This is a genomic window from Pseudomonas sp. MOIL14HWK12:I1, assembly GCF_000510705.1.
GTDB classification, from domain to species: domain Bacteria; phylum Pseudomonadota; class Gammaproteobacteria; order Pseudomonadales; family Pseudomonadaceae; genus Chryseomonas; species Chryseomonas oryzihabitans.
Genome location: NZ_KI783308.1, coordinates 526,565 through 552,977 on the forward strand (window position 1 = coordinate 526,565; position 26,413 = coordinate 552,977).

Consider the following 26,413-nt stretch of genomic DNA (forward strand, 5'->3'; position numbering starts at 1 on the left):
CTGCCACTGTGCGGCGGGATTTCCAGCGGTGCGGCTGCTTACTGGCCAATCCCACCATGTGGCCCTTGGTATGGGTCACCACTGAGTTGAGGAGGCGCCATGCCTGTCATTACTCTCCCCGACGGTAGCCAACGTCCATTCGACAAGCCCGTCACCGTAGCCGAAGTCGCCCAGTCCATTGGTGCCGGTCTCGCCAAGGCCACCATCGCCGGTCGCGTCGATGGCCAGCTGCGCGATGCCAGCGATCTCATCGAGCAGGATGCCAACCTGCAGATCATCACCGCGAAGGACGAGGACGGCCTGGAGATCATCCGCCACTCCTGCGCCCACCTGGTGGGTCATGCGGTCAAGCAGCTGTTCCCGACCGCCAAGATGGTCATTGGTCCGGTGATCGACGAAGGCTTCTACTACGACATCTCCTTCGAGCGTCCCTTTACCCTGGATGACCTCTCGGCCATCGAGACGCGGATGCGCGAGCTGATCGACAAGGACTACGACGTCATCAAGAAGATGACGCCGCGCGCCGAGGTCATCGAGGTGTTCAAGGCCCGGGGTGAGGAATACAAGCTGCGCCTGATCGACGACATGCCCGAGGAGCAGGCCATGGGCCTGTACTACCACGAGGAATACGTCGACATGTGTCGGGGCCCGCACGTGCCCAACACCCGCTTCCTCAAGGCGTTCAAGCTGACTAAGCTGTCCGGCGCCTACTGGCGTGGCGACGCCAAGAACGAGCAGCTGCAGCGCATCTATGGCACCGCCTGGGCTGACAAGAAGCAGCTGGCGGCCTATATCCAGCGCATCGAGGAAGCCGAGAAGCGCGACCACCGCCGCATCGGCAAGCAGCTCGATCTCTTCCACCTGCAGGAAGAAGCGCCCGGCATGGTGTTCTGGCACGCCAACGGCTGGACCGTCTACCAGGTGCTCGAGCAGTACATGCGCAAGGTCCAGCGCGAGCACGGCTACCAGGAGATCAAGACGCCCCAGGTGGTCGATCGCATCCTCTGGGAACGTTCGGGGCACTGGTCCAACTACGCCGAGAACATGTTCACCACGGCCTCGGAAAACCGCGACTTCGCGGTCAAGCCCATGAACTGCCCCTGCCACGTGCAGGTGTTCAACCAGGGGCTGAAGTCCTACCGCGACCTGCCGCTGCGCCTGGCCGAATTCGGTGCCTGCCACCGCAACGAGCCGTCCGGTGCCCTGCACGGCATCATGCGCGTGCGTGGCTTCACCCAGGACGACGCCCATATCTTCTGTACCGAAGAGCAGGTGGAGAAGGAAGCGGCCGATTTCATCAAGCTGACCCTGCAGGTCTATGCCGACTTCGGTTTCACCGACGTGATCATGAAGCTCTCCACGCGCCCGGCCAAGCGCGTCGGCTCCGAAGAGCTGTGGGATCGCGCCGAGAAGGCTCTGGCCGATGCGCTGGATGCCTCGGGTCTGGAGTGGGAATACCAGCCGGGCGAGGGCGCCTTCTACGGGCCGAAGATCGAGTTCACCCTCAAGGACTGCCTGGGTCGTAACTGGCAGTGCGGTACCCTGCAGTACGATCCGAACCTGCCGGAGCGCCTCGACGCCAGCTACATCTCCGAGGACAACAGCCGTCAGCGTCCGGTAATGCTGCACCGCGCCATCCTCGGCTCCTTCGAGCGCTTCATCGGCATGCTCATCGAGCACTATGCCGGTCTGTTCCCGGCCTGGCTCGCCCCGACCCAGGCGGTGGTGCTCAATATCACCGACAAGCAGGCCGATTTTGCCCAGCAGGTCGTCGGCGAATTGAACGCTGAGGGCTTCCGGGCCAAAGCCGACTTGAGAAACGAGAAGATCGGCTTTAAAATCCGCGAGCATACTTTGCTCAAGGTTCCCTATCTCCTGGTCATTGGAGACCGGGAGGTTGAGACACGATCCGTTGCCGTGCGTACCCGTGAAGGCGTTGATCTGGGCTCCATGCCCATCGAGCGTTTCCGCGAGCTGCTCACGCAAGCGGTTTCCCGGCGTGGCCGGCAAGATTCGGAGTAATCACTATCAAGCAGCGTGACATGAGACAAGACAAGCGAGCCGCCCCCCGGGCACCGATCAACGAAAATATCACCGCCCGGGAAGTTCGCCTTATTGGCGCCGATGGTCAGCAAGTAGGCATCGTCTCCATCCAGGAGGCCCTGCAGGCTGCTGAAGACGCCAAGCTGGATCTGGTGGAAATCACCGCCGACGCCGTACCCCCGGTCTGCCGGATCATGGACTACGGCAAGCACGTCTTCGAGAAGAAGAAGCAAGTCGCGGCGGCGAAGAAGAACCAGAAGCAGGCTCAGGTCAAAGAAATCAAGTTTCGTCCAGGGACGGAAGAAGGGGATTACCAGGTAAAACTACGCAACCTGGTACGTTTCCTAACCGAGGGGGACAAGGCCAAGGTCTCGTTGAGATTCCGTGGTCGGGAGATGGCCCACCAGGAGCTGGGCATGGAGCTGTTGAAGCGGGTCGAAGCTGACCTCGCCGAACATGGCGCCGTTGAGCAGCATCCTAAGATGGAAGGACGCCAACTCATCATGGTCATCGCCCCCAAGAAGAAAAAGTAACTACCAGGGCACTGGCAGGCCTTGCTGTTATGCGTAATCACTCAATGCGGAGTATCCGAACATGCCAAAGATGAAAACCAAAAGCGGCGCTGCAAAGCGCTTCGTGAAAACTGCTGGTGGCATCAAGCACAAGCACGCTTTCAAGAGCCACATTCTGACCAAGATGACCACCAAGCGTAAGCGTCAGCTGCGCGGTACGTCGCTGATGCATGCATCCGACGTCCAAAAGGTCGAGCGCATGCTGCGCCTTCGTTAATCCTGGTCAAGAATCTAGAGGAAGTTACTCATGGCTCGTGTTAAGCGTGGCGTCATCGCTCGTCGCCGTCACAAGAAAATCCTGAAGCTCGCCAAAGGCTACTACGGTGCCCGTTCGCGCGTCTTCCGCGTCGCTAAGCAAGCGGTAATCAAGGCAGGCCAATACGCCTACCGTGACCGCCGTCAGAAGAAGCGTCAGTTCCGCGCTCTGTGGATCGCTCGTATCAACGCTGGTGCTCGTATCAACGGTCTGTCCTACAGCCGTCTGATCGCCGGCTTGAAGAAAGCGGCCATCGAGATCGACCGCAAGGTACTGGCCGATCTGGCCGTGAACGAAAAAGCGGCGTTTGCTGCGATTGTCGAGAAAGCTAAAGCTTCGCTGGCTTAAGCCCCCCGGCAATCTCGCGCCTCTGGCGCGAAGCAACGTTATCAATAGGGGAAGAGCCTCATAGCTCTTCCCCTATTTTGTATCTGGAGTCCCTAGATGGAAAACCTGGATGCGCTGGTCTCCCAAGCACTGGAGGCCGTGCGGCACACCGAAGACACCAATGCCCTGGAACAGCTCCGGGTCAATTACCTGGGCAAGAAGGGTGAGCTGACCCAGATCATGAAGACCCTGGGCCACCTCACCGCTGAGGAGCGTCCCCAGGCTGGCGCGCTGATCAACGCCGCCAAGGAACGTGTCCAGGACGCAATCAACAGCCGCAAGGCGACGCTGGAGCAGGCCGCATTGGCCGCTCGCCTTGCCGCAGAACGCATCGACGTGACCCTGCCCGGGCGGGGCCAGGCCTCCGGTGGCCTGCACCCGGTCACCCGCACCCTGGAGCGGATCGAGCGTCTGTTCGCCAACATCGGCTATGGCGTCGCCACCGGTCCCGAGATCGAAGACGACTACCATAACTTCGAAGCGCTCAACATCCCCGGCCACCACCCGGCGCGGGCGATGCACGACACCTTCTACTTCAATGCGAACATGCTGCTGCGCACCCACACTTCGCCGGTGCAGATCCGTACCATGGAGAGCCAGCAGCCGCCGATCCGCATCATCTGCCCGGGTCGTGTCTATCGCTGCGACAGCGATCAGACCCACTCGCCGATGTTCCATCAGGTCGAAGGCCTGGTGATCGACGAGGAAGTCAGCTTCGCCGATCTCAAGAGCACCCTAGTGACCTTCCTGCGCGAATTCTTCGAGGAAGAGCTGGAAGTCCGCTTCCGTCCCTCCTACTTCCCCTTCACCGAGCCGTCGGCCGAGGTGGATATTCGCCGCCCGAGTCGCGATGGCGAACCGGCCTCGCGCTGGCTCGAGGTGCTGGGCTGCGGCATGGTCCACCCCAACGTCCTGCGCATGGCCGGCATCGATCCGGAGAAGTACCAGGGCTTCGCCTTTGGCATGGGCGCCGAGCGCCTGGCCATGCTGCGCTACGGGGTCAACGACCTGCGCCTCTTCTTCGACAACGATCTGCGCTTCCTGGCGCAATTCCGCTAGCTGCCAGACGGGAGTCCTATGAAATTCAGTGAACAATGGCTGCGTAGCTGGGTGAACCCTGCGGCTACGCACGAGGATCTGGTTGCCCGGCTGTCCATGGCCGGCCTGGAAGTGGACGGCGTCGAAGCGGCGGCCGGCAGCTTCCGGGGCGTCATCGTCGGTGAGGTGGTCTCCGTCGAGCGCCATCCCGATGCCGACAAGCTAAATGTCTGCCAGGTCAGCAACGGTCAGGAATCCTTCCAGGTGGTCTGCGGCGCGCCCAACGTGCGCGCGGGCCTTAAGGTGCCTTTCGCCACCGTCGGCGCCACGCTGCCCGGCGACTTCACCATCAAGAAGGCCAAGCTGCGCGGCGTGGAATCCCACGGCATGCTCTGCTCGGCCAGCGAACTGCAGATCAGCGACGACGACAGCGGCCTGCTGGAGCTGCCGGCCGGCGCGCCGGTGGGCGAGAGCATCCGCAGCTACCTGCAGTTGGATGACGCCATCATCGACGTCGACCTGACGCCCAACCGTGGCGACTGCCTGTCCATCGCCGGTCTGGCGCGGGAAGTGGGTGCCCTGTACAACGCCGCGGTCGAGCCGCTGCAGGTCGAGGCCGTAGCGGCTACGCACCAGGAAACCCGTCCGGTCGAGGTGCTGGCTCCCCAGGCCTGCCCGCGCTACCTGGGTCGCGTAGTGAAGAACGTCGACCTGTCCCGCCCGACCCCGGACTGGATGGTCGAGCGTCTGCGCCGCAGTGGCGTGCGCAGCATCGACGCCGCCGTCGACGTCACCAACTACGTGATGCTCGAACTGGGTCAGCCCATGCATGCCTTCGATCTGGACCAGATCAAGGGCGGCATCCGCGTGCGCCTGGCCGATGCCGGCGAACGCCTGGTGCTGCTGGATGGCCAGGACATCGAACTGCGCAACGACACCCTGGTGATCGCCGACCACGAACGTGCCCTGGCCATCGCCGGCGTCATGGGTGGCGAGCACAGCGGCGTTGCTGCCGGTACCCGTGACCTGTTCCTGGAAAGCGCCTTCTTCGACACCATCGCCGTGGCCGGCAAGGCCCGTTCCTACGGCCTGCACACCGATTCATCCCACCGCTTCGAGCGGGGCGTGGACTTCGAGCTGGCGCGCAAGGCCATGGAGCGCGCGACCCGCCTGCTGCTGGACATCGTCGGCGGTGAGCCGGGTCCGGTGATCGAGGCGGTGAGTGCCGAGCACCTGCCGCAGGTCGAGCCGATTCTGCTGCGCGCGGAGCGCATCGAGCGCGTCCTGGGTCTGACCCTGGACGATGCCCAGGTCGAGCGGCTGCTCAGCGGCCTGGGTCTGGCCGTGGCGCGCCTGGAAGCCGGTCGCTGGCAGGTGGGCGTGCCCAGCCACCGTTTCGACATCAGCATCGAAGTGGATCTGATCGAAGAGCTGGCGCGCCTCTATGGCTACAACCAGCTGCCGATCCGCTTCCCCCAGGCGCGCCTGGCCCCGCAGCCCCTACCCGAGAGCAAGGGCGAGCTGAGCCAGCTGCGTCGCCTGCTGGTGGCCCGCGGCTACCAAGAAGCCATCACCTACAGCTTCATCGACGAAAAGACCTTCCGTCTGTTCGCCCCTGAGGCGCAGCCGGTGATGCTGGCCAATCCCATCTCCACCGACATGGCCGCCATGCGCTCGTCGCTGTGGCCCGGTCTGGTCAAGGCCGTGCAATACAACCTCAACCGCCAGCAGGACCGCGTTCGGCTGTTCGAGTCGGGTCTGAGATTCGTCGGTCAGCTGGAAGGCCTGGTACAGGAAAACGTACTGGCTGGCGCCGTGTGCGGTTCGCGTCTGCCGGAGAGCTGGTCGTCCGGTCGTGAGGCGGTGGACTTCTTCGACGTCAAGGCCGATGTCGAGGCGCTGCTGGCCCAGTCCGGTGCGGGTTCTGACTTCCGCTTCGTCGCAGGCGAGCATCCGGCCTTGCACCCGGGGCAGACCGCGCTGATCGAAAGGGCAGGGCAGCCAGTCGGCTACCTGGGCGCCCTGCATCCGGAAGTGGCGCGCGAACTGGACGTGGATCGTCCGGTGTTCCTCTTCGAGCTGGTGCTGGATGCCCTGACCACCGGCAGCCTGCCGCGCTTTGGCGAGCTGTCGCGCTTCCCGGAAGTGCGGCGTGACCTGGCGCTGGTGGTGGACGAAACCGTAGCCGCAGGCGACCTCCTGGCCGACATCCGTGAAAACGCCGGAGAAGGTCTGAAGGAGCTGCGTCTGTTCGACGTCTACCAAGGCAAAGGCATTGATCCACATAGAAAAAGCGTCGCCATCGGCTTGACCTTGCAACATCCATCGCGCACATTAACCGATGAAGAAGTCAACGAAACGACGCAGAAAATCCTCGTTTCTCTGGAAAGAAGGTTCAACGCCACCTTAAGGAAATAGCGCATGGGGGCCCTGACGAAAGCTGAGATGGCCGAACGTCTGTTTGAAGAGCTCGGTCTGAACAAACGTGAAGCCAAGGAATTGGTCGAACTGTTCTTCGAAGAAATTCGTCATGCGCTCGAAAGCAACGAGCAGGTCAAGTTGTCCGGTTTCGGCAACTTCGACCTGCGCGACAAGCGCCAGCGCCCCGGACGCAATCCCAAGACAGGGGAGGAGATACCCATCACGGCGCGCCGTGTGGTGACCTTCCGCCCCGGGCAGAAACTGAAAGCCAGGGTCGAGGCCTATGCTGGAACCAAGTCATAACGACGAGCTGCCGGTCATACCGGGCAAGCGCTACTTCACCATCGGTGAGGTGAGCGATCTCTGCCTGGTCAAACCGCACGTGCTGCGCTACTGGGAACAGGAATTTCCCCAGCTGAACCCGGTGAAGCGCCGCGGTAACCGGCGCTACTACCAGCGCCATGACGTGCTGATGATCCGCCAGATCCGCTCGCTGCTGTACAACGAAGGGTTCACCATCGGCGGGGCGCGCCAACGCCTCACCCAGGGCGACGAGACCCGCGATGAGGGTTCGCAGTACCACCAGCTCATCCGCCAGATGATCAGCGAACTCGAAGAAGTCCTCGTCGTACTGAAGAAGTGAAAAAAAGCTTCCATTAATCAAAGTGTTGCAGTAAGATGCACGCCGTTCCCTAGAGGAACACAGTCGGGGCGTAGCGCAGCCTGGTAGCGCACTTGCATGGGGTGCAAGGGGTCGAGTGTTCGAATCACTCCGTCCCGACCAAATTAACGAGAAGGCTCAAGCACTTAGTGGCTTGGGCCTTTTTCGTTTCTGGGCTCCAATCAAAATCCAAGCAAAATCAGATGACGATCCCGCTTGAGCCCAACCAGAATCCAGTTCTGAGTTAAAGTTAGCGGCTGGTAGCCAAGCCGACCTTGTGGACGCAGCGAGTTCTGCTAAATCTGGACGCGGTCCGTACAGTGCAGAAAAACTCTTGAGGCTTGGTGTTGCTGCGTCTGCCGATACCTTGTTTTCTCTGCTGCAGCCTAACTACCGTCGATGCCAAGTTAGGAAGTATCCCCGGACCCGTGCTGCGTTCAGGTAGCCGGTCATTTTTGATAAGTCGCTCTTGCTGAATCAGCACGCCTTATGGCGAAGGGCCCAACGATAGCGTTGGGCCCTTCTGATCACTCAACGTCCTTTGCTACATCCGCTCCAGCGGACGTCAGCTTTACGGGCAGCGTCAGAGCGCGCTGTCCTTGAGTGTCTACCGAAAGATGGCCTTTCTGGATGAGTCCATGCTGTTGCAGGTCCTGAAGCACATCCATGACGGCCTCTTCGCCGTAATGATTATCGAGAATTTCGTTACCCAGGCCTTCTGGATGCGAGTGATACAGCCGGCGCAGGATTTCAGCTTTGAGTTCTGCATTGATAGCCATGTGGTCTCCTCATAAGTATGCAGAGGTTGTGACAATCGTTGGGATGACCAGTGCCTATGAAAGGGCTGCCGGTGAGCTGCCTGAGCCGCGGGCCACCCTCTGAGTCATGCGTAAATATCGCAATGCGGCGCCTCTGGCGTGAGAGGCGCGGTGGGCAGAAGGTTAGAGGTGAGGTAGCACTGTAAGCACAGCTATCCCGCTGATCCCTCTGACAAAATTGTCATCCCGCAGTACCCGTTCCTGACCGAACGATCAGGATAATTTGGCGAGGTCATCTCCTGGACCTCCAATCATGTCGCGCTTTCTTTCTTCCCTAACCGTCACGCTGCTGGGCGCTGCCTTGCTCGGTCAGGCGCAGGCGGCGCTGCCGCAGCATCCCGATCTCGACCTTGCTGCCGCGCAGCGACTGGCACAGGCCGCGCCCTGCAGCGCCGCGCTGGCGGTGCTCGACCGCAGCGGTCAACTGATCCTCCTGCAACGCGATACCCGCGTCGGGCCGCACAACGCCGAGGCGGCGCGGCGCAAGGCGTTCACCGCGCTGTCCACCCGTACCCCCTCGCAGGCGCTGGCCGAGCGTGCCCGGCAGAACCCGGACGCGGCCAATCTCGTCACCCTGCCCGAATTGCTGCTGCTGGGCGGTGGCATCCCCCTCTACGAAGGCGACCAGCTGGTCGGCGCCCTGGGCATCGCCGGTGCCGGCGGTGGCGGGGCGGATGAGCGCTGTGCGCTGGCGGCCGCTGAACACCTCAACCTCACCTCCCATCCTTGAAGGAGATTTTCATGAAGACGTTCGTTCTGTTGTCTGGCCTGGCCCTGTCCGGCTTCGCGGTCGCCGCACCCAATCCCCTGAGTGTCCATGTGCTCAACCTGGAAGACGGCAAGCCGTCGGCCGGCGTACATGTGACCCTGGAACGTCAGGTGGGGCAGGGCTGGCAGCCGCTGGCGGAAGAGGTCACCAACGAGCAGGGCCGGGTGCCCGCGCTGTTTCCCAAGGAAAAGACCTTCGAGAAGGGGGAATACCGCGTGGTCTTCAAGACCGGCGACTACTATCGCCAGCAGGGCCGCAGCGCCTTCTTCCCCGAGATCCCAGTGGTGTTCGACGTCACCCAGCCGGAGCAGCACTACCATATCCCGCTGTTGCTCAGCCCCTATGGCTTCAGCACCTACCGCGGCTCCTAGTTCGCCGGCGAGGCGTCAGTCCGCGCGCCTGTCCACCGCGCTCGTGCAGGCACAGTGCGGTTGGCGGCAAATTCCAGCCCTGTGACCCTGCCATGCTTGGTGAGGGCCATTCGCGAGCGGTCGAGGCTCTGCAGGAATGGCGCCCCTCCGCGCGGTATTCCTGAGCATAGGAGCGGCATCTCCGCTAAGGGGTAATAGGTCGTCCGCGATGTCGGTGGGGGTAGGGCGGATCTTCGGATCGTTCCAGGCCCTGGGCCGCCTCGACTCCTGCTGGCTCACGGACAAGTCTTCTAATTGCTATGAGTGCCTCATTCGGTACGGGCCCCTTAAGTGAGTCCTAAGCGGCAAAACGTAGCGTTGATGGCGTCATTCATGAGGGTGCCCGGTTACTTTTTTATCGGCGCCGTTGAATATGTATGACTAATAACCTTCGTCATTGCCGTATAGGGAGCTGGTGGTATGCCACTCGAGCAGCTTTCAAACCGCCTGTCCAAGGTCCTTGATGACGCGCGTCCAGGTGGCTCGCCGCTGTGAGCCAGGACTTCGCGCCCCTGCGTAACAGTCAACGGGGCCCGGTGCTCCTGCTGGCCTCCGGACCTTCGGCTGCCGAACTCAACCTGGACGTCTGGCAGGATGTGCCGATCATCACCATGAACGGTGCCATCGCCAAGCTGAGCGGGAGCGGCATCCGTCCGCTCTTTTACGTCTGCAGCGACCTGAGCTTTGCCGAGCAGCAACCTGAGCTCTATGAATACGGGCTCGAGCAGGCGCAGCGGCTGGCATTGTGGCCGACGGCGATCGAAAGCCTGGCGGAAAGCCGGCAGGCCAAGGCTCACGCGTTGAAACGAGCGCCCAGTACCCGGCTGGAACACTACCTCGGACTCGAGCGCGACCAGGCCGAACGTACCCTCACCCTGCTCAGTCGCCGAGCGCGCGACATCGGCTTCAGCCGGGACATGGACTACGGCATCTTCGATGTCCGGACCGTTGCCTTCATCGCGCTGCAGCTGGCCTATCACCTGGGCTTTACCCGGATCTATCTGGCCGGTGTCGACCTCAATGCCCGAGCTCCACGCTTCTACGAAGGCGGCGCGGACGCGAGATCGCCCTGTGGTCTGGACGAGCATCTGCACAACCGTATCCTGCCGGGGCTCAAGGTCATGCAGGACGTCATGACCGCCGCGGGCCGTCAGGTCTTCAATCTGTCGCGCTGCAGCTGTATTCCTGCGCAACTCATCCCACGCGCCGACCTGGCCGCCGTCGAGGCGGGCTGGTTGGGCCAGCGCACCCGTCAGGCCGGTTGAGCGCGCTCGATGTTTCGGTAGCGCATCGAAAGGTCTGGATGGCAGGGACCGCCGGACCTTTGGCTGCTGCGCTCGATCACTGCCAGCCCAGGGTAAGACCCCAGACCACGGCGTAGCGCGTGGCCTTGGCCAGGGTCACCACCACTAGAAAGCGCCACAGGGGTTCGCGCATCACCCCGGCCACCAGGGTCAGGGGATCGCCGATCACGGGTGTCCAGCTGAGCAGCAGTGACCACCAGCCCCAGCGCTGATAGGCCGCCTGGATACGCGCCAGGCGCTCCGCCGACACTGGAAACCAGCGGCGTTGGCGAAAGCGTTCGAGATGGGTACCCAGCCACCAGTTCAGCGTCGAGCCGGCGACATTGCCCAGTGTCGCGGCCAGCAGCAGGAGGGGCGTGGCATAGCGCTCGGTGAGCAGCAGCCCGGCGAGGGCCGCTTCCGATTGCAGGGGCAACAGGGTGGCCGCGCCAAAGGCGAGGGCGGCCAGGCCCAGGTAGACGCTCAGGGCTTCCAGGATGGAGCTCCAGCAGGGCAGGCCATGAGGAGGCTGTCTCGGGTCGAGGGGACGCCGCGGAGCATAGCGCGAGGGACCGGACTATGCCTCCTCGCGATCCTGAGCCCCGGCGCTCACTCCAGCCGCGCGAGCCAGTCCGCGACCGAATCCCCGCTACTGATATCAGGCTGCACCAGGCCATCGATCATGAAGGTCGGCGAGACGTGGATGCCGTTCTGCCGGGCGTACTTGCAGTGCCACTTGACGGCGTGCTGCAGGTCCGGATTGGCGAAGGCATCGGCCAGGGCCAGGCCGCTGTAGCCTTCCAGCCGCGCAATGATGTCATTGGGCGTGGCGTCGCGATTGGGTCCCGTGGCGTGATCCTTGAACTCGAATTCCTCGCGATGGGCGGCGACCGCTGCCAGCACCGCCTTGGCGCTCTCCTTGCCGCCATCGAGGGTGGCGGCGGCCAGCACGCAGCGCACCACGACGCCGGAGAACAGGTGCCAGGGCTGGGATTGCAGGCGGATCTTCAGGGTGATGCGGTCCGGTCCGGCCTGGGCCAGCAGGTCGTCCAGCTTGTTGAAGGCTTTGACCGAAAAGGGGCAGGTGGGCTCGAGAAAGACTTCGAAGGTGCGGGGGCCATGGCCCCATGTGAGGGTGTCGGCGTACAAGGTAGAACTCCAATGGCGAGACGTTGGGGTTGAGACCGCACGTCGTCCCGGGCGTTTTCCCGCACCCGGGACGAAGCGGGATGCCTCAGGGAATCAGTCGCCGCCGACGCATGTCCTCCAGGTGCGCGAGCAGGACTTCGTCCGATCTCAGCATCATCCGCCCGAAGCCGGCCTGCCGCGCCTTGGTCACATCGAAGATGGCATCCTTCTCGACATGAAAGATGAAGTCGCCGAAGGCCCCGGGCGCGATCCGCTCGGGATCGGCCTCGGCCAGTCCTTCCCCTTGCGCCAGCGCCTGCCAGACCGGCTTCAGGGCGGTCAGGCGCTGAGCCAGGGAGATGGGTTGCGGCTCGCCGACGTCCAGCCCGAACCAGTCGGCCAGCTGTGGCCAGACGTGACTCCAGCGAAAGACATCGCCGTTGGTGAGATTGAAGGCGCCATCGCGCTGCTCTTCGGCGGCCCAGACCGCGGCTTCACCCAGCAGCGGCGCGGCCGTGACGTTGACCAAAGCGCCGCGATAGGCCTGCTCCGTTCCGGGGAATTGCATGGCGGTACCGGTCGCCTTGCACAGGGCACCGTAGAGACCGATCAGGTTGCCCAGGTTCATGGCCGAGCCCAGCGAGTGGCCGATAACGATGTCGGGGCGCAGGGCGGTCCACCGGATGCCGTCGGCCTCCAGGCTGCGCACGAAGTCTTCATGGCGGAAATAGAGGTTGGGCGGGAAGTGGCGGCTGTCATCCTCGCGGGCTGGGGTCTTGTACACCCCCAGGTGGGCGCCATAGATCTTGCCGCCCTGGACGAAGGTGATGCGGGCCAGAGGCGCGCCAGCGCTACGCACTGCGGCGACCAGGTTCTCCAGCATGGCGGCGTTTTCGTCCGCCTCGACGCCCGGGTCAGGGTTGGGCTTGAGGGCGCTGTAGAAGAGATGGGTCACACCGGCGAGATGGGCCTTGGCCGCGGCCAGGCTGGCCGGGTCCAGCAGGTCGGCGGTCAGGTGCGGAAAGCGACTGGGTGCCTGTCGCGAGCGGCCGACGGTGGTGATGGACCAGCCGGCGTTGGCGAAGGCTTCCAGCACGGCCTGGCCGATGATGCCGCTGGCGCCGGCGATGAGTAGCTGTCGTTCGGTCATGGGGTCTCCCGATAGCGTGGGTGGGCTGATGGAGGGGAGACCCAGGCAGAGGGCGATTTGTCCCCGTGTCGGGCTGGACGGTAGGTGGACGAAAGTCGGTGTCCTGCTCGCGCAAGCAGGGCTACTGTGAGAGCACTGCCTACTGCCGCGGAGGACCGCGCCTTGACCCATCCGTCCCGTACGCCTGCCGTCTTTCAATCCCTGCTCGGCGAACTCGTCACCGCCCTGGATCTGTCTGCCGCCCAGGCGGCAAACCTGCAGGTCCGGGGCAACGACAGCCTGGCCTCCGGCTTTCCGGTCAGCGACCTCGCCACGGCGGCGATCGGGGTCGCCGGCCTGGCCGCCGCCGACCTGCTGGCCGAAGGAGCCCTCGGATTGCCGGTGCAGGTGGACCGGCACCTGGCCGGGGCCTGGTTCAAGACATCCCTGCGTCCCCTGGGCTGGGAATTGCCCGCCGTCTGGGACCCCATCACCGGCGACTACCGTACCCGCGACGGCTGGCTACGGTTGCACGCCAATGCACCTCATCACCGGGAGCGCGCCCTGGCCGTGCTGGGCTGCGCCAATAGCCATGACGCCGTGGCTCAGGCCATGGCGGGCGGGTCCGGCGAAGACCTGGAGACGGCCATCGTCGCGGCGGGCGGCTGCGCGGCGAAGCTGCGCACCCAGGCGGAGTGGCAGGCGCATCCCCAGGGGCAGGCCGTTGGCGCCGAACCCCTGATCGCTCAGGAATGGACAGTCGCGGATATCGCCAGCAATTGGCGGCCCGATCCACAGCGTCCGTTGCAGGGCATCCGCGTCCTCGACCTGACCCGCATCCTCGCCGGGCCGATCGCCACCCGCCTGCTGGCCGGGCTGGGCGCCGAGGTGCTGCGGATCGATCCGCCCGACTGGGACGAACCGGCCCAGGCACCCGAGGTGACCCTGGGCAAGCGCTGCGCGCGACTGGACCTCAGGCGGCCCGCCGATCGCCAGCGATTCGAGGCGCTGCTGACCTTGGCAGACATCCTGGTCCACGGCTATCGCGCCGATGCGCTGGAGCGACTGGGCTACGGCGTCGCTGCACGTCGCGCGGCGAATCCCGGGCTGATCGATATTTCGCTCTGCGCCTATGGCTGGAGCGGTCCCTGGGCGCTCCGTCGGGGCTACGACAGCCTGGTGCAGATGTCCTGTGGTATCGCCGCAGCGGGTCGTGAGTGGCAGGGCGGTGAGCAGCCGGTGCCCTTGCCGGTGCAGGCGCTCGATCATGCTACCGGCTACCTCATGGCGGCCGCCGCCCTTCGCGGGCTGGCGCTGCGTCAGCGGGAGCGGCGAGCTATGACGGCGCGACTGTCCCTTGCCCGTACCGCCGTACTACTGACCGAGCGACCGGGCGCGAGTGGTGGTCCGGCGTATGGAGGGCCGGAGGAGGGCGACTATGGCGAGACGCAAGAGCCGACCGCCTGGGGGCCGGCGCTGCGCTTGCGGTCGCCGCTGAGGATCGGCGGGGTCGAGCTGCAGTGGCAACGCCCCGCGACACGACTCGGCTCCGCCACCGCGGACTGGAGTCGCTAGCGGCGACGGAGAGATGCCGCCGCCGTCCGCTCTGCCGGATCAGGTGAAATCGCTGGCCGAATGCCGCTCGGCCAGTTGCTCGCCCGGCTCGCCCCAGGTGCGATTGACCCGCCGGCCGCGCTGCACCGCCGGCCGGGCGGCGATGGCCTGGGCCCAGCGCTGGACGTGGCTGTACTCCTGCACGGAGAGAAACTCCGCGGCGTTGTACAGCTGCCCCAGCACCAGGTTGCCGTACCAGCTCCAGATGGCGATGTCGGCGATGCCGTACTCCTCGCCGGCCACATAGGTGCGCTCGGCCAGCAGGCGATCGAGCACATCGAGTTGGCGCTTGGCTTCCATGGCATAGCGGTTGATGGGGTACTCGAGCTTTTCCGGCGCATAGGCGTAGAAATGGCCGAAGCCGCCGCCCAGGAAGGGCGCCGAGCCCATCTGCCAGAACAGCCAGTTCAGGGTTTCGGTGCGACCGGCGTGATCCTTCGGGATGAAGGCGCCAAAGCTGTCGGCGAGATAGAGCAGGATGGCACCGGACTCGAAGACGCGTAGCGGCTCGGCGCCGCGGCGATCCACCAGGGCCGGGATCTTGGAATTCGGATTGATCTCGACGAAGCCGCTGGAAAACTGCTCGCCTTCGCTGATGCGGATCAGCCAGGCGTCGTATTCGGCGTCGGCATGTCCGGCCGCCAGCAATTCCTCCAGCAGGATGGTCACCTTCATGCCGTTGGGCGTGCCCAGGGAATACAGCTGGAAGGGATGCTCGCCGACCGGCAGTTCCTTGTCGTGGGTCGGGCCGGCAATGGGACGGTTGATGCTGGCGAAGTTGCCGCCGGAGGTGGTGGGGGTCCAGACGCGTGGGGGGGTATAGGATTCGGTCATGGTGGCACTGGCCTCAGTCGGCAAGGGTTGGTAGTTCGATCATAACCGAACTTTGCGTCCGGTCTGTTCAATGGCTCGCAAGCTGGCGATAAACACTGTCGCGCATTCACACGACAGCAGGGCTCAAGGACGGTTGCTGATCACAGACCCGCTCGACGCCGCAGGACCGAGACGCGACAGGTCGTTCAGGCGTTCTGCTCGGTCAGCCGCTGTACCGTCAGGGTGCGGTACTGACGTGGGGTCATGCCCTTGAGTTGGTGGAAGCGTCGATTGAAGTTGGAGATGTTGTTGAAGCCGGCCTCGAAGCAGATGTCGGTGACCGGCATGCTGCTGTGGGAGAGCATCTCGCAGGCCTTGCTGATGCGCAGGCTGTTGACGAATTCGACGAAGGTGCGACCGGTGGCCTGGCGGAAGAAGCGCGAGAAATAGGTGGGCGTCATGCCCAGGTGTTCGGCCACTTCCTCCTGGGTGAAGTCACGCTGGTAGTGATCGAAGATGAAATTCAGCGCTCGGTTGGTGCGATCCACCGCCTGTTCGCTGGCCGTGGCCGGCTCGACGCTGCCGGACAGCAGCTGGTAGCGCTCCGAGGTGGCCAGTGCCTCCATCAGTACCAGGAAATGACCGAGACGGGTGGCGCCGCCGCTCTCGGAGATCTGTTGCAGCAAGGCCTCGGCGCGAGCGATCAGCTGCGGATCCTGGAATTCGATGCCGTAGCGGGCGCGTTCCAGCAGCGGCGCCAGGCCGCTGAGTTCGGGAAACACCGCCGTGGCGTTGTCCACCGTCTCGTTGGTGAAGTTGACCAGCATGTCGCGCTTGGCCACCACCTCGCCCTCGGCGACGCGGCTGATCCAGTTGTGCGGCAGGTGCGGCCCGGTAAGGAACAGGCTGCCCGGATAGAAGTTGCCGATGTAGTCGCCGATGAAGGCGGTCCCCGAACTGGCCACGATCAGGTGCAGCTCGTATTCCTTGTGGAAATGCCAGCGCACCAGCGGGCAGGGAAAACCATGCTCCCGGTAGATCACCGAGTGACCGCTCAGGTCCTCCATCAATTCGTAGGAGGGATTGCGCTTGCGCAAGGACTGACTCATGGACCGCCCCGTCGTTCTTGTTGGCCTTGATCGTGGCCCTGTTCGACGCCCAGTACAACCCCGGGTTCAGCCGGTGCGCAGGATCACCGCCGCGCGCAGCTTGCCGCGGCCGAAGCGGCTCATCTTGTCGAACTCGGCGTGGGACACGGGGATGTGCTGGCAATCCAGTTCGCGGCGATGCTGGCTGTGGTCGACATCGGGATCGTGCAGGTAGACGAAATCCTCGTCGCAGTCGGTGACCAGCACCCAGTGCGGCCCCTTGGCCTTGGTCAGGCGGAAGGAGCTGATCAGCACCAGCGGAAAGGCGCCCTGGTCGACCCAGTGGGCGATGTCCAGGCGCGTCCGGTAGAGGCGCTCGATGGGCGACTGCTTGACCTCGGCGCTGAAGTCCTCGTGCACCAGACGCATCACCTCCTTCTTTTCCTCGCTGCGCACGCCGTCGAGAAACAGGGGCCCCCGGGTATTGACCTGCAGCGTGACCTTGAAGCCCCGGCGCAGCGCGGCCAGGGCCAGGCCATGGGGGCCGCAGCCGCCGTGGCCGGCGGTCATGTAGATGGTGGTGGCTTCGCGCCACAGCCGCAGTTCCTCGCGCCGTTCCAGCGGGCGGCCCGGCTGCAGGGCGCCCATGGCCATCAGCAGACTGGCCGGGCCACAGGTGAAATCGGTGGTCTGGCGATAGAAGGGCACCGGGCGGGCCTGGCCTTCGCGCGGCTGACGGATGCGCTTCTCGAAGCGCAGCGCCTGACTGTGGTCTTCGTAATAGTCCTCCACCGTGGCGAAGGGCAGATAGCCGTTGCGCTCGTAAAGGGCGATGGCGGCGGCGTTGTCCGGCCGGACCTCCAGGCGCAGGTAGGCGCAGTCGCGCTCCACCGCCTCGGCTTCGGCAGCCTCCAGCAGGCGCTGGCCCAGGCGATGACCGCGGGCCTCGGGATCGACGGCGATGGAATAGAGCCGCGCCAGCGAGGTGTTCTGGTGGAACAGCACCAGGGCGTAGCCCGCCACCTGGAGGTCATTTTCCGCCAGGATCAGGACCGCGTTCGCACGGGTGAGCATGTAGTGGAAATTGCGCCGGGAAAGGCGGTCATAGCTGAAGCAGCGGGCTTCCAGATCGACCAGCGCCGCCAGATCGTCCAGCCCGGCGGGCCTGAGCATGAAACTCATCGCGAAGGATTCTCCTGGAGCAGATCGGGCAGCCTGGCATGGTTAAGCAACGGTTAATAGCACCCGCGTTACAACAGTTGGAGTGGTCCGGCGGCATCCGGGTTTCCGCCGGGACCACGCCCCGCAACCAGGAGGTCCAGTGAGCAAGCTGTATATCGTCGTGGAACGCAAGGAAGACTGGTCGTCCTACTATCCCAGCGAAGACGTCATCACCGCGCAGGAATACCTGGAGCAATCCAACGAACAGGACAATGGCAAGCGCGTGCAGGTGATCAACCTGTGCCGCAGCCAGAAGTACCTCGGCCACGGTTACTACTGCTCGCTGCTCGCCGAAGCCCGCGGGCACAAGGTCATCCCCTCGGTGCGCACCATCAGCGAATTGGCGCGCAAGTCGCTCTACGGCCTGGCCCTGGAGGACCTGGACAAGCTGCTGACCAAAGCGCTGGCCGGTCATCCCTATGGCAGCGCCGACGGCTTCACCCTCACGCTCTATTTCGGCAACACCGACATCGCCCCCCTGCAGGACCTGGCGCGCCAGGTGTTCGAGGCCTTTCCCTGCCCGCTGCTGCTGGTGGAATTCCGCCGCGACCGCGCCGGCTGGCACATCGGCGGCCTCAAGCTGGGCAGCATCCACAAGCTCCACGAGCAGCAGGAAGACCTCTTCGCCAACGCCCTCGACGGCTTCAGTCGCCGCGTCTGGCTCAAGCCGGGGCGCCGTGAGAAGTACCGCTTCGACCTGGCCATCCTGCACGACCCCAAGGAAGCCTTTCCGCCCTCCGATGCCAAGGCACTGAAGAACTTCGTGCGCGTCGGCAAGCACCTGGGGCTGGACGTGGAGCTGATCGAAAAGAAGGATTACGCGCGGCTGGGCGAATTCGATGCCCTGTTCATCCGCGAGACCACCGCCATCGACCACCACACCTATCGCTTCGCCAAAAAGGCTGAAAGCGAGGGGCTAGTGGTGATGGACGATCCACGCTCGATCCTGAGATGCACCAACAAGGTCTATCTGGCCGACCTGCTGCGCGCCCACAAGCTGGACATGCCGGCGACCGAGATCCTCTACAAGGACAATCCCGGCCAGCTCGAAGGCCTCGGCGAACGCCTGGGCTTTCCGCTGGTGCTGAAGATTCCCGATGGCTCCTTTTCCCGTGGCGTCATCAAGGTCGAGGATGCCGCGCAACTGCGCAAGGCCAGCGCCGAGTTGTTCGAGCGCTCGGTGCTGCTTTTGGCCCAGGAGTTCTTCTACACCGAATACGACTGGCGCATCGGCGTGCTCAACCAGGAGCCGATCTTTGCCTGCCAGTACTTCATGTCCAAGGGGCACTGGCAGATCTACGACCACAGCGCCAGCGCCACCGAGGTCAGTGGCGATTTCCGCACCCTGGCGGTACAGGACGCGCCCCATGCGGTGGTCGAGCTGGCGGTACGCACCGCCAACCTGATCGGCGATGGTCTCTATGGCGTGGATCTGAAGCAGGCGGGCGACAAGCTGGCGGTGATCGAGGTCAATGACAACCCCAACATCGATTGCGGGGTGGAGGACCTGGTGCTCAAGGACGATCTCTACGCCCTGGTGCTGGAGGAATTCATTCGGCGGCTGGAGTCGCAGCGCGGCGGACAGCCCTGGTAACGCGCCAGGGTCGCGGAGCGGGTGAGGGCAGGGCCTCACCCGTCGCTCAAAGCGCGATCAGGCGCCGTGGCACTTCTTGAATTTCTTCTCGCTGCCGCACGGGCAGGGATCGTTGCGACCCACTTCCTTCAGCGGATTGCGCACCGGCTCCTGGGCCGGGCCATGGTTGCAGTGCGGGCCGTGCACATGGTGGGCATGGCCGTGATCGTGGTCATGGTCGTGATTGCAATCGGGACCGTGGACGTGTTGGTTCATCTCATAACTCCGGGATGTAGGCGCCAGGCACGAACTGCCCCTGGCGAGAAAAATGGACGCTGCGCCCGAACAGCCAGCCGGTCTTCACCCGACCGCGCAGCCGATAGTTGATCGGCTGGTTGGGGTCTTCCAGCATGCGACCGACGTCCTTCACGTAGCGCCACAGATTGGTCTGCACCGGCACCGAGAAGCTGCGCTGACCATTGGCCGGCACCGACGAATGCAGGTTGGCGGTCCCCTGGGACAGCAGCAGATCGTTCAGGTAGACGGTATAGGCCAGGCTGCGCACGGGCAGGGCGCTGTCGTTGGGATTCTGGACGCGGAAGTGCAGCACGAAGTCCTGGCTCCACAGCCGGGCGCGGATCAGCTCCACGCCGGTCAGTTCGACCTGGGGCTCCTCATAGTTGCGCCCGATGTAGGTACAACCGCCAAGGCTGCTCAGCAAAACGCCGAGCAGGGTGATGAACAAGGCCTGGCGAAGCATGCGGCACTCCCGTTTTCTGCGCAGTTTAACAAGCACCGATTGCTGCACAAGTCGGGGCCGCTTCGGCACAGGCTAACAAAAAAACGCCTGGGCCAGGCGACCATGCGGACTGGACCCCTCCGGCGCGACGTTGCATCCTGCAGCTCTTGCCGTGACCGAGGAGGTCGTCATGTCCGCCGTGCTCTATGAAATCGCCTTCCAGGGCGAGCTGGTCGCTGGCGCCGATGCGCAGCAGACCCGACAGAATCTGATGCGTCTGTTTCAGGCGGATGAACAGCGCATCGCCGTGCTCTTTTCCGGGCGCCGCATGATCATCAAGAATCGCCTCGATGCCGCCACCGCCGAGCGCTATCGCGCCACCCTGGCCCAGGCCGGGGCGCGGGTCGAGGTGGCGCCCATGGCCGAGACGATCGAGCCGGCTGCCGCACCCGTAGAGCCGCGGGAACCGACCCCGGCCACCACGGCGACCGCCTCGCCACCGTCCGCGGAGCGCGGATCCCTGTCGGTCGCCCCGCGCGATGCCGTGATGGCGGCCTTCGTCGATGTCCAGGCACCGGATTTCGGCCTGGCACCGGTGGGCGCCGATCTCCAGGACGAGGCCGCACCGGTGGCGCCGCCGCGGGTCGATCTGTCGCACCTGAGTCTGGCGCCGGTGGGCAGCGACCTGGGCCCGGCCTCCGAGCCGCTACCCGTGGCGGTCCCGGATACCGATCACCTGACGCTGGTCAGGGAGTGAGCACGGCCGGCGTTACAGGAAGCCGGCGCAGCACTTCTTGAACTTGGCGCCGCTGCCGCACAGGCAGGCGTCGTTGCGACCCGGCAGCGGGCGTACGGTCGGATCGAGAAAGTACCAGCGCCCCTCGCGCTGGACGAAGCCCGAGCGCTCTTCATGGCGATGGGCGCCGCGGCCATCCTCCCAGCGCGCCACGAAGCTGACCCTTGCATGGTCAGGATCGCCTGGCTCGGGGCGATGCTCCAGCACCTGCAACCCCTGCCAGCGACTGCCCAGACTCCAGGCCGTCAGGGCTTCCCTGTCCAGCTGCCCCTGCTGCGCAGGCACCGTGGTGGCCACCAGATAGTCGATCAAGCCCAGCACATAGGCGCTGTAGCGCGAACGCATCAGGCGCTCGGCATCGGGCGCCGGGGTGCCGGTATGAAAGACGCCGCAACAGTCGCTGAGCGGACGATCCGAGCCACAGGGGCAGGGGGCCATGGGTTGCATCTCACCACCAGTACTTGCCGAAATTCTGCGGATTGGCCCAGAACTTGGCATTGAGCCAGTCCGGGACCTGTTTGTAGTCGTGCAGATCATAGCTGAACAGGGTGACCACCTGGCCATCGCGGGCGAAGCGCTCGCTGGCCTGCAGGGCCAGGGCGTAGAAATCCGTCAGCTGCCATTCGCTGGCGGCCAGGTCCACCAGCACCGCCAGGCGCGAGGTGTTGAAGTTGCGCAAGCCGCCGAGCAACTCGCGCCCCTGGCGCAGCGGCAGATGTTCCAGGCAGTCGGCGACGATCACCAGATCGTAGCGTTCGGCCAGTAGGCTGGGATCATCCAGAGGCACCGTCGCTTGCACCAGCTGGCAGTGCGGATGGGCCTCGGCATAGGCCGCGAGCGCCGGCAGCGGTTCGCGCGCCACACAGAGCAGGCGCCTGGGCTGATGATGCTCGAGCAGGCTTGCCAGAGCCTGTTGCGGGGTACGGGACGAGAATATGTTTGCCATTAAGGGAACCCTAATCAAATCGCGATTGACTAAGCAACCAGCGTTGTCAAGATGTGTACGCCACCATTAGTCTGACAGCGCCATAAAACGAAAGACGAGCACAACTCGCGGTACCTGGTCTATAGGAGACCCCTTCATGAGCAAGAGCATCGCAAGGACAGCTTTACCCCTCATCCTGGCAAGCACCGTGCTGGCTGGTTGTGCGGGCGGCGTACAGAAATCCGATTGGCCGGTCTGCGCTGCGGTCGGCGCGCTGGTCGGCGGTGCGGCCGGCGCTACCCAGAGCGGTAACGTCGCCGGCATGGCGGCCCTGGGCATAGGTACCACCGCCGGCGCCTATTGCTGGGTGCATGGCAAGGGCAACGAACAGGTCGCCCGCATGGAGCCCGCTCCGGCCCCGGCTCCGGCGCCCGCACCGGCTCCCGCACCGGCCCCGCTGCCGAAGCAGGAAGTGATCACCGCCCGTGATCTGCACTTCGCCTTCGACTCCGCCGCCATCGATGCTCAAGACCGGGCTCAGCTGGACGGCATCGCCGGTCGTCTGCGTGGCGAAGCCGCCAGCACCCGTCTGTCGATCACCGGCCACACCGACAGCAAGGGTACCGACGCCTACAACCAGCGTCTGTCCGAGCGTCGCGCCAAGTCGGTCAGCAACTACCTGATCCAGGCCGGTGTGCCGGCAGCCAGCATCGTCTCCGTGAAAGGCATGGGCGAGCGTCAGCCGATCGCCACCAACGAGACCGCTGAAGGCCGCGCCACCAACCGCCGCGTCGAAATCCAGATCGACCGCGAGTGATGCATCGGCGGCGGACCCTGGTCCGCCGCCTTTACTTTTTCCGGCTCCAGGCGTTATGGTCCGATCCATCTCGTCCTCCTGCTGGAATCCATGAAAACCCTGTCCCTTACCGGCAAAGTTCTTCTCCTGCTGTTCTGGCTCGCCGCAGCCGCCGCCATCGCTCTGCCTCTCGCTCGTCCTTTCCCCCAATTGCTCGCCCTGGTGGCCCTGGCCCTGCTGCTCCTGCACCTGGGTGAAGTCTTCGCCAGTCGTCGTGCCCTGCGCCTGCGTCGCCATCCCTGGCTCGACCGCCTGAGCCTGCTGATCTTTGGCGCCTTTCATCGGCTGCCGCCGCAGCTGCCGGTGGCCTGAGCGGCCTGCGACCTCAACGTCGGGCGCATCCTGACGACAGGCGCGTTATCATAGCGCCCAAGATCCATTACTGTAGATGCATACAGCGCTCGTCCGCCGGACGTGGCGCTGCTTTGCCATCGCTCGGAACCAGGCATGCTCAGCACCGAACTCAAGACCCAGATCCAGGGCGCCTACACGCGTTTCCTCGAAGCCAAGTCGCTCAAGCCACGCTATGGCCAGCGGCTGATGATCGCGGAGACCGCCAAGGGCCTGGGTGCCATCGCCCAGGACGAGGAGGGGCATCGCGAAGGCGAGCCCGCCGTGGTGGCGGTGGAGGCGGGCACCGGGACCGGCAAGACCGTGGCCTATGCCCTGGCCGCCATTCCCGCGGCCAAGGCGGCCGGCAAGCGCCTGGTGATCGCCACGGCGACGGTGGCGCTGCAGGAGCAGATCGTGCACAAGGATCTGCCGGACATCCTGCGCAACAGCGGCCTGTCCTTCAGCTTCGCCCTGGCCAAGGGGCGGGGGCGCTATCTGTGCCTGTCCAAGCTGGACATGCTGCTACAGGAGGGCCAGGCGCAGAACGCCACGGCCCAGCTGTTCGCCGAGGATGGCTTCAAGATCGATGTGGACGAGGCGTCCAACGAACTGTTCGGCAAGATGATCGAGCGCCTGGCCGGCAATCGCTGGGACGGCGATCGCGACAGCTGGCCGGAAGCCATCGAGGACGTCCAGTGGTCGCGCATCACCACCGATCATAGCCAGTGCACCAATCGCCATTGCCCGAATTTCCAGCAGTGCGCCTTCTATCGGGCCCGCGAAGGCATGACCAAGGTCGATGTCATCGTCACCAACCATGACCTGGTGCTGGCCGACCTGGCCCTGGGCGGTGGCGCCATCCTGCCCGATCCGCGCGACACCCTCTATGTGTTCGACGAAGGCCACCACCTGCCGGACAAGGCAATCGGCCACTTCGCCCATTTTACCCGGCTGAGATCCACCGCCGAGTGGCTGGAGCAGATCGCCAAGAACCTCACCAAGCTTCTTGCCCAGCACCCTCTGCCGGGCGATCTCGGCAGGCTGGTGGAGCAGGTGCCGGAACTGGCGCGGGAGATCCGCACCCAGCAGCAATTCATGTTTACCGCCTGCGAGGCCCTGGCGGATTTTCGCGCGGGCGAGGACATGGAAGGCCGCGAGCGGCCGCGGCATAGATTCGTCGGCGGGGTAATTCCCGAAGACCTGCGCGAGATGGGCATCGAGCTGAAGAAAGGCTTCGCCAAGCTCACCGATCTCTTCACCCGCCTGACCGAGATGCTCAAGCAGGCCATGGATGGCGAATCCAGCATCGGCCTGGCCAGCTACCAGGCCGAGGAGTGGTATCCGCTGTTCGGCAGTCTGCTGGCGCGTTCCCAGGGCAATTGGGAGTTGTGGACGGCCTTTACCTGCGAGGATCCGGAAGACAGCCCGCCCATGGCGCGCTGGATGACCCTCGCCGAAACGGGTTCGCTGTACGACATCGAGGTCAACGCCAGCCCCATCCTCGCCGCGGAGATGCTGCGCCGCCACCTGTGGAACGTCGCCTATGGCGCCCTGGTGACCTCGGCGACCCTGACCGCCCTGGGCACCTTCGACCGCTTTCGCATGAGATCCGGGCTGCCGCGGTCGGCAGCCACCGCGGTGGTGCCCAGTCCGTTCCGCCATGCCGAGGCCGGGGTGCTGCGGGTGCCGGATCTCAAGGCCGATCCGCGCAACGCCGCCGAGCACACCGCGGCCATCGTTCGCGAATTGCCGGCCATGCTCGACGGCGCGCGTGGCGCCCTGGTGCTGTTTTCTTCGCGGCGGCAGATGCAGGACGTCTTCGATGGCCTGGAGCGCGACTGGCGCAAGCGGGTGCTGATCCAGGGCAACCTGTCCAAGCAGGAGACCCTGAACAAGCACAGGAAGCGCGTCGACGACGGCGAGGCCAGCGTACTGTTCGGCCTGGCCAGCTTTGCCGAGGGGGTCGACCTGCCCGGCGCCTATTGCGAGCACGTGGTCATCGCCAAGATTCCCTTCGCCGTGCCCGACGATCCGGTGGAAGCCGCCCTCGCCGAGTGGATCGAGGCGCGCGGTGGCAATCCCTTCATGGAGATCGCCGTGCCCGACGCCTCGCTGCGCCTGATCCAGGCCTGCGGCCGGCTGCTGCGCACCGAGCAGGACAGCGGCACCATCTCGCTGCTGGATCGCCGCCTGGTGACCCAGCGCTACGGCAAGGCCATCCTCAATGCGCTGCCGCCGTTCCGGCGGGAGATCCAGTAATTCGTGGCCATGGCGGTCCGCCGGTGCGGCCGCTCCTACAGGTAACCCTAACCGTAGGAGCGGCCCATGGCCGCGATCCTATCCAAACTCCCTGTCAGCGCTATCGGTAAACACCTAATACCCCCAGGAGCCCCCATGACCGTCCACGGCTATCACGACCTGAGATTCGAATCCGTCCGCGAAGCCTTCGCCGAATTGCTCACAGCCGGTCAGACCCGCGGTGCGGCGCTGTGCGTCCAGGTCGGCGGTGAAACGGTGCTGGATCTCTGGGGCGGGATGGCCGACAAGGACGGCCAGACGCCCTGGCACACCGATACCCTGCTCAATCTGTTCTCCTGCACCAAGGCCTTCACCACGGTGGCGGCGCTGCAACTGGTGGAGGAGGGCAAGCTGGCCCTCGATGCCCCGGTCGCCGAACGCTGGCCCGAATTCGCTGCTGCCGGCAAGGCCGACATCACCCTGCGGCAGTTGCTCAGCCACAGATCCGGCGTTTCCGCCTTGCGCGAACGCCTGGCGGGGGATGCCCTGTACGACTGGGACACCATGACCGCCGCGGTCGCCGCCGAGGCTCCCTGGTGGACGCCTGGCACCGCCCATGGCTATGCGCCCATCACCTTTGGCTGGCTGCTCGGCGAGCTGATCCGGCGCGCTGATGGCCGTAGCCCGGGCGAGGCCATCGTCGGCCGTACCGCCGGGCGCCTGGACCTGGATTTCCATATCGGCCTGCCGGCCAGCGAAGACGAACGCGTCGCCCATATCGTGCGTGGAAAAGGCGTGCTGGGCGACGCCGCGGCGCAGCTCCTGCTCAAGACGACCATGAGCGATCCGGCGGCGCTGCCGACCCTGGCCTTTGGCAATCCGTCCGGGGTGCTCACCAGCACCAACAAGGCGGAGTGGCGCCGCTTCCAGCAGCCGGCCGCCAACGGCCATGGCCATGCGCGTAGCCTGGCGGGCTTCTATGCCGGTCTGCTGGCCGGCGATCTGCTGGAATGGGAGACGCTTAGCGAGGCCCTGGTGGAGCACAGCCAGGGCGAGGACCGCACCCTACTCACGCCGACCCGCTTCGGCCTTGGCTTCATGCTCGACCAGCCCGACCAGGCCAATGCCACCTACGGCTTAGGCCCCCAGGCCTTTGGCCATCCGGGGGCGGGCGGTTCGACCGGCTTCGCCGATCCGGAGCGCGAGGTGGCCTTTGGCTTCGTCACCAACACCCTCGGCCCCTATGTGCTGATGGATCCGCGCGCCCAGGCCCTGGCGCGCGCGGTGGGGGAGTGCCTGTAA

Annotated in this window: 29 protein-coding genes and 1 tRNA gene; 19 read left to right on the plus strand and 11 right to left on the minus strand. The window is 64.7% G+C overall.

All coding sequences use genetic code 11. The annotated features are described in order from the left end of the window. Nucleotides 1-99 precede the first annotated feature (99 nt). The 9 genes from thrS to PSEK12I1_RS0120125 all read left to right on the plus strand — a co-directional run bounded on the left by thrS (nt 100) and on the right by PSEK12I1_RS0120125 (nt 7,501). A complete protein-coding gene (gene thrS, locus PSEK12I1_RS0120085; protein ID WP_027596901.1) occupies nt 100-2,022 on the plus strand; it encodes a threonine--tRNA ligase in 1,923 nt (640 codons plus the stop codon). Nucleotides 2,023-2,042: 20 nt separating this feature from the next. Beyond that, the gene (infC, locus tag PSEK12I1_RS0120090; RefSeq protein ID WP_007159201.1) at nt 2,043-2,576 is read left to right on the plus strand and encodes a translation initiation factor IF-3; all 534 of its coding nucleotides are present in this window, start codon (nt 2,043-2,045) and stop codon (nt 2,574-2,576) included. 61 nt (nt 2,577-2,637) lie between these two features. Further along, on the plus strand, nt 2,638-2,832 hold the full coding sequence (gene rpmI / locus PSEK12I1_RS0120095) for a 50S ribosomal protein L35 (protein WP_007159200.1): 195 nt from the start codon (nt 2,638-2,640) through the stop codon (nt 2,830-2,832). 30 nt (nt 2,833-2,862) lie between these two features. Further along, the gene (rplT, locus tag PSEK12I1_RS0120100) at nt 2,863-3,219 is read left to right on the plus strand and encodes a 50S ribosomal protein L20 (protein WP_007159199.1); all 357 of its coding nucleotides are present in this window, start codon (nt 2,863-2,865) and stop codon (nt 3,217-3,219) included. 96 nt (nt 3,220-3,315) lie between these two features. Then, a complete protein-coding gene (gene pheS, locus PSEK12I1_RS0120105; protein WP_017638834.1) occupies nt 3,316-4,317 on the plus strand; it encodes a phenylalanine--tRNA ligase subunit alpha in 1,002 nt (333 codons plus the stop codon). Nucleotides 4,318-4,335: 18 nt separating this feature from the next. Next, nucleotides 4,336-6,714 (plus strand): phenylalanine--tRNA ligase subunit beta, encoded by a 2,379-nt coding sequence (gene pheT, locus PSEK12I1_RS0120110; RefSeq protein ID WP_027602716.1) that lies wholly within the window; start codon nt 4,336-4,338, stop codon nt 6,712-6,714. Nucleotides 6,715-6,717: 3 nt separating this feature from the next. Further along, nucleotides 6,718-7,020 (plus strand): integration host factor subunit alpha, encoded by a 303-nt coding sequence (gene ihfA / locus PSEK12I1_RS0120115; RefSeq protein WP_007159196.1) that lies wholly within the window; start codon nt 6,718-6,720, stop codon nt 7,018-7,020. Further along, the gene (locus PSEK12I1_RS0120120) at nt 7,001-7,360 is read left to right on the plus strand and encodes a MerR family transcriptional regulator (protein ID WP_007159195.1); all 360 of its coding nucleotides are present in this window, start codon (nt 7,001-7,003) and stop codon (nt 7,358-7,360) included. The genes ihfA and PSEK12I1_RS0120120 overlap by 20 nt, the downstream gene beginning before the upstream one ends. Before the next feature lie 64 nt (nt 7,361-7,424). Further along, nucleotides 7,425-7,501, plus strand: a tRNA-Pro gene (locus PSEK12I1_RS0120125). Between the two features lie 404 nt (nt 7,502-7,905). Here the strand turns inward: PSEK12I1_RS0120125 and PSEK12I1_RS24455 are convergent. Next, nucleotides 7,906-8,157, minus strand: a complete 252-nt coding sequence (locus PSEK12I1_RS24455) for a hypothetical protein (protein WP_081737454.1) — start codon at nt 8,155-8,157, stop codon at nt 7,906-7,908. A gap of 292 nt (nt 8,158-8,449) precedes the next feature. On the opposite strand from PSEK12I1_RS24455, the gene PSEK12I1_RS0120135 reads away from it, so the two are divergent. The 3 genes from PSEK12I1_RS0120135 to PSEK12I1_RS0120145 all read left to right on the plus strand — a co-directional run bounded on the left by PSEK12I1_RS0120135 (nt 8,450) and on the right by PSEK12I1_RS0120145 (nt 10,640). Further along, the gene (locus PSEK12I1_RS0120135; protein ID WP_027602717.1) at nt 8,450-8,926 is read left to right on the plus strand and encodes a heme-binding protein; all 477 of its coding nucleotides are present in this window, start codon (nt 8,450-8,452) and stop codon (nt 8,924-8,926) included. Between the two features lie 11 nt (nt 8,927-8,937). Beyond that, nucleotides 8,938-9,336, plus strand: coding sequence for a hydroxyisourate hydrolase (gene uraH, locus PSEK12I1_RS0120140; protein ID WP_027602718.1), 399 nt, complete (start codon nt 8,938-8,940; stop codon nt 9,334-9,336). 530 nt (nt 9,337-9,866) lie between these two features. After that, nucleotides 9,867-10,640 (plus strand): 6-hydroxymethylpterin diphosphokinase MptE-like protein, encoded by a 774-nt coding sequence (locus PSEK12I1_RS0120145; RefSeq protein WP_027602719.1) that lies wholly within the window; start codon nt 9,867-9,869, stop codon nt 10,638-10,640. 76 nt (nt 10,641-10,716) lie between these two features. Here PSEK12I1_RS0120145 and PSEK12I1_RS0120150 read toward each other — a convergent pair whose 3' ends face one another. From PSEK12I1_RS0120150 to PSEK12I1_RS0120160, 3 genes are all read right to left on the minus strand, one after another. Continuing rightward, nucleotides 10,717-11,154, minus strand: coding sequence for a YqaA family protein (locus tag PSEK12I1_RS0120150; RefSeq protein WP_027602720.1), 438 nt, complete (start codon nt 11,152-11,154; stop codon nt 10,717-10,719). A 113-nt stretch (nt 11,155-11,267) separates the two neighbouring features. Further along, nucleotides 11,268-11,807 carry a thioredoxin domain-containing protein gene (locus tag PSEK12I1_RS0120155; protein ID WP_027602721.1) on the minus strand — a complete coding sequence of 180 codons (540 nt, stop codon included), beginning with the start codon at nt 11,805-11,807 and terminating at the stop codon, nt 11,268-11,270. An 85-nt stretch (nt 11,808-11,892) separates the two neighbouring features. Then, complete coding sequence (locus PSEK12I1_RS0120160; protein ID WP_027602722.1) at nt 11,893-12,936, minus strand: SDR family oxidoreductase; 1,044 nt, start codon at nt 12,934-12,936, stop codon at nt 11,893-11,895. Between the two features lie 162 nt (nt 12,937-13,098). Between PSEK12I1_RS0120160 and PSEK12I1_RS0120165 the strand changes: the two genes are divergently transcribed. Further along, nucleotides 13,099-14,490, plus strand: coding sequence for a CoA transferase (locus PSEK12I1_RS0120165; protein WP_027602723.1), 1,392 nt, complete (start codon nt 13,099-13,101; stop codon nt 14,488-14,490). A gap of 39 nt (nt 14,491-14,529) precedes the next feature. On the opposite strand, the gene yghU is transcribed toward PSEK12I1_RS0120165, so the two are convergent. The 3 genes from yghU to PSEK12I1_RS0120180 form a co-directional block, all read right to left on the minus strand. Beyond that, a complete protein-coding gene (gene yghU / locus PSEK12I1_RS0120170; protein WP_027602724.1) occupies nt 14,530-15,363 on the minus strand; it encodes a glutathione-dependent disulfide-bond oxidoreductase in 834 nt (277 codons plus the stop codon). 185 nt (nt 15,364-15,548) lie between these two features. After that, nucleotides 15,549-16,451 (minus strand): AraC family transcriptional regulator, encoded by a 903-nt coding sequence (locus tag PSEK12I1_RS0120175; RefSeq protein WP_027596884.1) that lies wholly within the window; start codon nt 16,449-16,451, stop codon nt 15,549-15,551. A 66-nt stretch (nt 16,452-16,517) separates the two neighbouring features. After that, on the minus strand, nt 16,518-17,612 hold the full coding sequence (locus PSEK12I1_RS0120180; RefSeq protein WP_027602725.1) for a GNAT family N-acetyltransferase/peptidase C39 family protein: 1,095 nt from the start codon (nt 17,610-17,612) through the stop codon (nt 16,518-16,520). 139 nt (nt 17,613-17,751) lie between these two features. On the opposite strand from PSEK12I1_RS0120180, the gene PSEK12I1_RS0120190 reads away from it, so the two are divergent. Then, complete coding sequence (locus PSEK12I1_RS0120190) at nt 17,752-19,245, plus strand: RimK family protein (protein ID WP_027596882.1); 1,494 nt, start codon at nt 17,752-17,754, stop codon at nt 19,243-19,245. A 57-nt stretch (nt 19,246-19,302) separates the two neighbouring features. Here the strand turns inward: PSEK12I1_RS0120190 and PSEK12I1_RS0120195 are convergent, their stop codons facing one another. Both PSEK12I1_RS0120195 and PSEK12I1_RS0120200 read right to left on the minus strand, forming a co-directional pair. Beyond that, the gene (locus PSEK12I1_RS0120195; protein ID WP_007159125.1) at nt 19,303-19,500 is read right to left on the minus strand and encodes an SEC-C metal-binding domain-containing protein; all 198 of its coding nucleotides are present in this window, start codon (nt 19,498-19,500) and stop codon (nt 19,303-19,305) included. Between the two features lies 1 nt (nt 19,501). Further along, nucleotides 19,502-19,984: an LEA type 2 family protein gene (locus PSEK12I1_RS0120200; RefSeq protein ID WP_027596881.1), complete on the minus strand. Its 483-nt coding sequence runs from the start codon at nt 19,982-19,984 to the stop codon at nt 19,502-19,504. A 169-nt stretch (nt 19,985-20,153) separates the two neighbouring features. Between PSEK12I1_RS0120200 and PSEK12I1_RS0120205 the strand changes: the two genes are divergently transcribed. After that, nucleotides 20,154-20,720 carry a hypothetical protein gene (locus PSEK12I1_RS0120205; protein WP_027602726.1) on the plus strand — a complete coding sequence of 189 codons (567 nt, stop codon included), beginning with the start codon at nt 20,154-20,156 and terminating at the stop codon, nt 20,718-20,720. A gap of 12 nt (nt 20,721-20,732) precedes the next feature. Here PSEK12I1_RS0120205 and PSEK12I1_RS0120210 read toward each other — a convergent pair whose 3' ends face one another. Both PSEK12I1_RS0120210 and PSEK12I1_RS0120215 read right to left on the minus strand, forming a co-directional pair. Further along, a complete protein-coding gene (locus PSEK12I1_RS0120210) occupies nt 20,733-21,206 on the minus strand; it encodes a YchJ family protein (protein WP_027602727.1) in 474 nt (157 codons plus the stop codon). Nucleotide 21,207: 1 nt separating this feature from the next. Further along, nucleotides 21,208-21,705 (minus strand): DUF6231 family protein, encoded by a 498-nt coding sequence (locus PSEK12I1_RS0120215; protein WP_027602728.1) that lies wholly within the window; start codon nt 21,703-21,705, stop codon nt 21,208-21,210. Between the two features lie 136 nt (nt 21,706-21,841). Between PSEK12I1_RS0120215 and PSEK12I1_RS0120220 the strand changes: the two genes are divergently transcribed. The 4 genes from PSEK12I1_RS0120220 to PSEK12I1_RS0120235 all read left to right on the plus strand — a co-directional run bounded on the left by PSEK12I1_RS0120220 (nt 21,842) and on the right by PSEK12I1_RS0120235 (nt 26,413). Next, a complete protein-coding gene (locus PSEK12I1_RS0120220; RefSeq protein ID WP_007159120.1) occupies nt 21,842-22,501 on the plus strand; it encodes an OmpA family protein in 660 nt (219 codons plus the stop codon). Nucleotides 22,502-22,591: 90 nt separating this feature from the next. Beyond that, nucleotides 22,592-22,852 (plus strand): DUF1145 domain-containing protein, encoded by a 261-nt coding sequence (locus PSEK12I1_RS0120225; protein ID WP_007159119.1) that lies wholly within the window; start codon nt 22,592-22,594, stop codon nt 22,850-22,852. Between the two features lie 135 nt (nt 22,853-22,987). Next, nucleotides 22,988-25,132, plus strand: a complete 2,145-nt coding sequence (gene dinG / locus PSEK12I1_RS0120230) for an ATP-dependent DNA helicase DinG (RefSeq protein WP_027602729.1) — start codon at nt 22,988-22,990, stop codon at nt 25,130-25,132. Nucleotides 25,133-25,267: 135 nt separating this feature from the next. Next, on the plus strand, nt 25,268-26,413 hold the full coding sequence (locus PSEK12I1_RS0120235) for an EstA family serine hydrolase (protein ID WP_027602730.1): 1,146 nt from the start codon (nt 25,268-25,270) through the stop codon (nt 26,411-26,413).

Bases quoted from the DNA above. Each gene is read 5' to 3' on its own strand.
- thrS (WP_027596901.1), top strand. From the start codon at position 100: ATGCCTGTCATTACTCTCCCCGACGGTAGCCAACGTCCATTCGACAAG.
- infC (WP_007159201.1), top strand. From the start codon at position 2,043: ATGAGACAAGACAAGCGAGCCGCCCCCCGGGCACCGATCAACGAAAAT.
- rpmI (WP_007159200.1), top strand. From the start codon at position 2,638: ATGCCAAAGATGAAAACCAAAAGCGGCGCTGCAAAGCGCTTCGTGAAA.
- rplT (WP_007159199.1), top strand. From the start codon at position 2,863: ATGGCTCGTGTTAAGCGTGGCGTCATCGCTCGTCGCCGTCACAAGAAA.
- pheS (WP_017638834.1), top strand. From the start codon at position 3,316: ATGGAAAACCTGGATGCGCTGGTCTCCCAAGCACTGGAGGCCGTGCGG.
- pheT (WP_027602716.1), top strand. From the start codon at position 4,336: ATGAAATTCAGTGAACAATGGCTGCGTAGCTGGGTGAACCCTGCGGCT.
- ihfA (WP_007159196.1), top strand. From the start codon at position 6,718: ATGGGGGCCCTGACGAAAGCTGAGATGGCCGAACGTCTGTTTGAAGAG.
- PSEK12I1_RS0120120 (WP_007159195.1), top strand. From the start codon at position 7,001: ATGCTGGAACCAAGTCATAACGACGAGCTGCCGGTCATACCGGGCAAG.
- PSEK12I1_RS24455 (WP_081737454.1), bottom strand. From the start codon at position 8,157: ATGGCTATCAATGCAGAACTCAAAGCTGAAATCCTGCGCCGGCTGTAT.
- PSEK12I1_RS0120135 (WP_027602717.1), top strand. From the start codon at position 8,450: ATGTCGCGCTTTCTTTCTTCCCTAACCGTCACGCTGCTGGGCGCTGCC.
- uraH (WP_027602718.1), top strand. From the start codon at position 8,938: ATGAAGACGTTCGTTCTGTTGTCTGGCCTGGCCCTGTCCGGCTTCGCG.
- PSEK12I1_RS0120160 (WP_027602722.1), bottom strand. From the start codon at position 12,936: ATGACCGAACGACAGCTACTCATCGCCGGCGCCAGCGGCATCATCGGC.
- yghU (WP_027602724.1), bottom strand. From the start codon at position 15,363: ATGACCGAATCCTATACCCCCCCACGCGTCTGGACCCCCACCACCTCC.
- PSEK12I1_RS0120175 (WP_027596884.1), bottom strand. From the start codon at position 16,451: ATGAGTCAGTCCTTGCGCAAGCGCAATCCCTCCTACGAATTGATGGAG.
- PSEK12I1_RS0120180 (WP_027602725.1), bottom strand. From the start codon at position 17,612: ATGAGTTTCATGCTCAGGCCCGCCGGGCTGGACGATCTGGCGGCGCTG.
- PSEK12I1_RS0120195 (WP_007159125.1), bottom strand. From the start codon at position 19,500: ATGAACCAACACGTCCACGGTCCCGATTGCAATCACGACCATGACCAC.
- PSEK12I1_RS0120200 (WP_027596881.1), bottom strand. From the start codon at position 19,984: ATGCTTCGCCAGGCCTTGTTCATCACCCTGCTCGGCGTTTTGCTGAGC.
- PSEK12I1_RS0120205 (WP_027602726.1), top strand. From the start codon at position 20,154: ATGTCCGCCGTGCTCTATGAAATCGCCTTCCAGGGCGAGCTGGTCGCT.
- PSEK12I1_RS0120210 (WP_027602727.1), bottom strand. From the start codon at position 21,206: ATGCAACCCATGGCCCCCTGCCCCTGTGGCTCGGATCGTCCGCTCAGC.
- PSEK12I1_RS0120215 (WP_027602728.1), bottom strand. From the start codon at position 21,705: ATGGCAAACATATTCTCGTCCCGTACCCCGCAACAGGCTCTGGCAAGC.
- PSEK12I1_RS0120220 (WP_007159120.1), top strand. From the start codon at position 21,842: ATGAGCAAGAGCATCGCAAGGACAGCTTTACCCCTCATCCTGGCAAGC.
- PSEK12I1_RS0120225 (WP_007159119.1), top strand. From the start codon at position 22,592: ATGAAAACCCTGTCCCTTACCGGCAAAGTTCTTCTCCTGCTGTTCTGG.
- dinG (WP_027602729.1), top strand. From the start codon at position 22,988: ATGCTCAGCACCGAACTCAAGACCCAGATCCAGGGCGCCTACACGCGT.
- PSEK12I1_RS0120235 (WP_027602730.1), top strand. From the start codon at position 25,268: ATGACCGTCCACGGCTATCACGACCTGAGATTCGAATCCGTCCGCGAA.